Annotated in this window: 4 protein-coding genes; 3 read left to right on the top strand and 1 reads right to left on the bottom strand. The window is 41.4% G+C overall.

Annotation, left to right across the window (positions count from 1 at the left end; translation table 11 throughout):
• Positions 1–496 precede the first annotated feature (496 nt).
• The 3 genes from AC2TDN_RS26275 (at position 497) to AC2TDN_RS26285 (ending at position 2424) form a co-directional block, all read left to right on the top strand.
• Positions 497–1258, top strand: a complete 762-nt coding sequence (locus AC2TDN_RS26275; protein ID WP_484690708.1) for a hypothetical protein — start codon at positions 497–499, stop codon at positions 1256–1258.
• Between the two features lie 301 nt (positions 1259–1559).
• Positions 1560–1895, top strand: coding sequence for an ArsR/SmtB family transcription factor (locus tag AC2TDN_RS26280; RefSeq protein WP_482065357.1), 336 nt, complete (start codon positions 1560–1562; stop codon positions 1893–1895).
• A 19-nt stretch (positions 1896–1914) separates the two neighbouring features.
• Complete coding sequence (locus tag AC2TDN_RS26285; RefSeq protein ID WP_482065356.1) at positions 1915–2424, top strand: SRPBCC domain-containing protein; 510 nt, start codon at positions 1915–1917, stop codon at positions 2422–2424.
• 1077 nt (positions 2425–3501) lie between these two features.
• On the opposite strand, the gene AC2TDN_RS26290 is transcribed toward AC2TDN_RS26285, so the two are convergent.
• Positions 3502–3909, bottom strand: coding sequence for a hypothetical protein (locus AC2TDN_RS26290; RefSeq protein WP_484690709.1), 408 nt, complete (start codon positions 3907–3909; stop codon positions 3502–3504).
• Positions 3910–4410: the final 501 nt, after the last annotated feature.

A 4410-nucleotide genomic window follows, 5' to 3' on the forward strand; every position in this document is an offset into this window, starting at 1 on the left:
CCCTTACACCCCTTTGGGGCGAGTTCCCCTGTAGCTCCAACTTCATCACCAACTCTAAGTGATTTGAAATCCTGCGAATGAGTGAGCATACGTGAGAAAAACCCATAATACCAGAGGGACGGAACTGGTGTCCTCTTGCACGTTCAAAATGATAAAAAACACAGAAATAGCGGAACTACAGTCCTCAAACTATACTCAAATGCAATTTCCATCAATTAAAGCAAGCGGTTAACAACGAGCCCGGAAAGCTTGACATAGGCAAATGCATTGGACTTTGACTCTACAAAGTTACTAAAGAGTGGACTTTTTGCAGCGGCGCTTGCAATAGGACTTACGGCAGCTGTGCCATTTTCTCAGGCGGCTGCTGGATCAACAGCAAAGGATCTTTTCAGCGGGACTCCGGCAGGTGATTCAACCTTTCATTATAGCGATATACAATTTCTTAACGGGACAACTGGACGCGCGGCAGGCAACGGATTCTTGATTGGAACTTCGGATGCAGGTGCATCTTGGCAGTATCGCTCTTGAGCGTATTCATTTTACAGATACAAAAAACGGCTTCGGATATACACGGGCTTTTGCCTATAAAACGGCGGATGGCGGGAAAACTTGGACGAAAATAACGACGCCAGCTAATACTCGCTATGCCGAATTTACGGATGCTAAGCATGGATGGACGCTTATCATAGTACCAGGCTTTGGCTACAAGCTATCTCGGACAACGGATAGCGGTGCGACTTGGTCAACAAAACTGAGTGTGAAATCAACGGAGATCAGCGGTGGTGAGATTTATACGAGAAGCAGCCAAATTTGGGCTGAGTTTTATGGAGGAGCTGGCATGTCCCAGCAATCATATTCTCTCAATGCCTCATCCGATAATGGATCAAGCTGGAAAAAAGTGATTAGTCAAGACACAGCAGGAGGCGGCCCAGCTCCAGGTGGCGCTGTCGGTATTGTGAAGCAAGGGCCGGCTTCGCCTGGCGGCCATCCCAGCAACATGGAGCTGGTCGAAGGAGCAGCTATTCTTGGAGGCTATTCTCCCGCAGGTGAAGCCATTGGAGTTGGCCGTTCTTTAGATGCAGGAAAGTCATGGACCAATCTCAAGACCATTAAAGGGTTTGAGAGTGTTATTTCGTTCACAAGCAAGGATTTAGGATGGATGGCTGATACAAGCACGTCTAGCCCTGCGGTGTATAGAACAACCGAAGGCGGCAAAACTTGGTCGAAAAAAATAAGTATTCCAAGTACAAACAATTAAACATCGTATGTGGAACGAGGCATGAATAGAAAATGACTGAGATTGGTACCTGACCTGGTGCCAGTCTTTTTTTGTGTAAAAGCAAAAGATTCGAATGTAATAGCGGCGAAATGAAGCCAAACAGAAATGGAGTGATTTTATCGAATATTCATTGACAGGAATATTCCTTAAGTGGTATATTGAGTTCAAGAGATAGAAGCGCAAACGAGATGAGGTGGATTGATATGAATGGTTTTGGAAGTAAAGCAAGTGCTGCGCCTGATACAACAGCTGGTTCAACCATTCACGGAAAATCAAAATCATGAACACATCGACTTTTAGCGCACTCGCCGAGCCCAATCGCTTACGAATTGTGGAGCTTTTGCAAGGCGGCCCCTTAACGGTAGGGGAGATCGCCGATCGACTTCATATCCGCCAACCTCAAGCCTCAAAGCATCTGCGCGTTTTGCTTGAGGCAGGACTAGTTGAAGTACAGGCTGATGCCAATAAGCGGAACTATAGTCTCCGCATAGAGCAGTTCAAAGCTCTCGACGAATGGCTCGAAAGCTACCGAAGGACTTGGAGTGAACGATTCGACAACCTGGATCATTACTTGCAGAAGCTGCAATTCGAACAATTAAATAAAAATAAAAACTAATTTTCAGGAGGAATTTTCGATGACAAACAAAATGATTACCAAGATAGAGGGTCAAGAACTTATTCTAGAGCGTGTTTTTAATGCACCGCGCGAGCTTGTATTCAAAGCTTTCTCGGAGGCAGAGCATTTAAAGCAGTGGTGGGGACCTCGCGGTTGGACACTGACGGTATGCAATGTCGATTTTCGTCCGGGTGGTATTTGGCATTACTGTATGAAGTGTATGGATAAAAATCAAGGGGACTTTTTCGGTTTCGAATCTTGGGGTAAAGCAATCTATCAGGAGATTGTGCAAGATGAAAAAATCGTCTTAGTCGACTTTTTCTCAGATGCTGAAGGTAATGAGGCTGAAGGAATGCCTTCCGCTCAGGTTACAATAACTTTTCTAGAGCACGAAGGCAAGACGAAGATTGTTAACCGAGGCAAATATGCTTCCGCAGAAGAACTCAAAAAGGTTATGGAAATGGGAATGGAGCAAGGAATTGCTGAAACTTGGGATCGCTTTGAGGAGCATCTACAATCGTTGCAATAATGGCTTATACGTAAAACCTTCAACGATGATCATAAAGCAAGTGAAAGACTGCCGGGTGTTTTATTGACATTGTTTACGACTTGAAGATACATGAAACACAATATTAGATATGATGTGACACAATTAATAGCCCCTTAGAACTTATAAATCGTTCTAGTGGGCTATTTCCGTTCATCCATTAGGCTATCGTACCCGTTAGATTAACGATAGAAGTAGAGATTAACATTATTACAAAATTTTGATAAAATTGGTCTTGATTATCGATTTCCCTTCCGTGGAACAATCGTAAAAAAGGACCGTGTTCGCATCGTTTGCGACCGGTCCTTTTTTTCATTTTCTTAGGCTAGCTTTCAATTGCTCTGTTTTTCATTTTTGAAGAGGCCGGACTTCTTCACAAAATGAGGAATTTTGTACAGATGTCCGCTTTCCTATCAAAGAATTTCTCAAAATTATTTAAAGGTAGAATAACTGTAAGCGTCAAATAGCCCAGATCATGTGATCAGGTGTGCGCTATTTCTACGTAAAATCAATCCCAAAAAAAGCAGCTTAGCGAATTGTTCGCAAGCGGCTTTTCGTATGAAAGGGTATTCGTAGTATAATTAATTGTTAAAATCGAGTCATTATTGTAAGTGAATACGACAAAAATTTGATGATCTTTCGAAATCAAAAAATCTTTCTCTACAATCTGATCATTTACCTCTACTTTAAACTTGAAATTTTCTTTTGGAAATTTAAAATAATAATTTTCGGTTGCTGCAGTAACTTTACGTTGCGTATCAATGAACGAGTGAATTCTACATGGATAGCGTTATATAATCTATAGAGTCCATCATTGAACTCCCTCAGTACGATATAGTTTTCTCACGAATGCTGGATTTCAAAGAAAGCACGAGTACCGGATGCATTAAACCAAAGGGCACCGACCCGTACCGTTAGCAAGACCGGCCTCCACCCCTTGGATAGGCGTAACGAAGGAATGAGAGGGCATAGACCCGTTGAGACGTGTGAGTGGAGAACCTCCATGGGCGGCGTGGAGAATGCGTGCAGTAAATGGAATTATCTAGGGCAGCAACATTCCTACAAGTCCTTTGCAACCATTTCAACTCGTTTATCTTTAGGGGTACGGGAACCTTCGTAGTTATAAAAAATCAAGACATTTGCGACCTGGTATCTTCCATGTTCCGTCACATCTGCCGCTGCCGTATTATCCTCGAAATCCTTTATTCCTTTCTTGACGCCAGAATTGGATGAATAGACATAAATACTGATTATCTGTTCATCATTAATAATAAAAGGTTCAGGTGTGACACCATTTAAAGTCATTAGAAATACACTATCCATATTTAATTCTATTGGCTTTACTAAAGGAATCCCATGTTTTTCAAATAAATCTTTGATCTGTAATAACGTAATTTTTTTCTTGTCATTAATGCACCCTGTTATAATGCAGCAAATTGCTAGCAAGACTATCATAAATTTTTTCATTATAATCCCCCTTTTCAGTATAACGTTAGGAGATGGATGGATGTTGCAAATTACATGGATCTATTGAGCTAAACTGCCGGTAAGCTTAATGGTTGAAGGGAAATAGCCCCCTAGAACGATGTATAAGTTCTAAGGGGCTATTAATTGTGTCACATCATATCTAATATTGTGTTTCGTGTATCTTCAAGTCGTAAACAATGGCAATTAATAAAACGAGCGGCAGTCTTTTCTTTAGCTTTTGTGAATATTGAAATCTTATAAGATGAAGTTTTACTCTTTATGGTCGTTATTTTCGTTGTGAAGACCCTTATTATGATCAACATATCTTTTTATGCCAACAATTAGATTTAAACCCCCTGCAAGCATGACACTGATGAATCATGACTTATGCAGTTCATTCCAAGCGATGGAAACCGATTAATAGTCATAGAAATGTAAGCTAAAAGCCGGAAAACCCCTTGACTTTTGGAAATCACACCAATAATCGCGAAGAATACCTTT

It is taken from the genome of Paenibacillus sp. Y660, assembly GCF_057221575.1.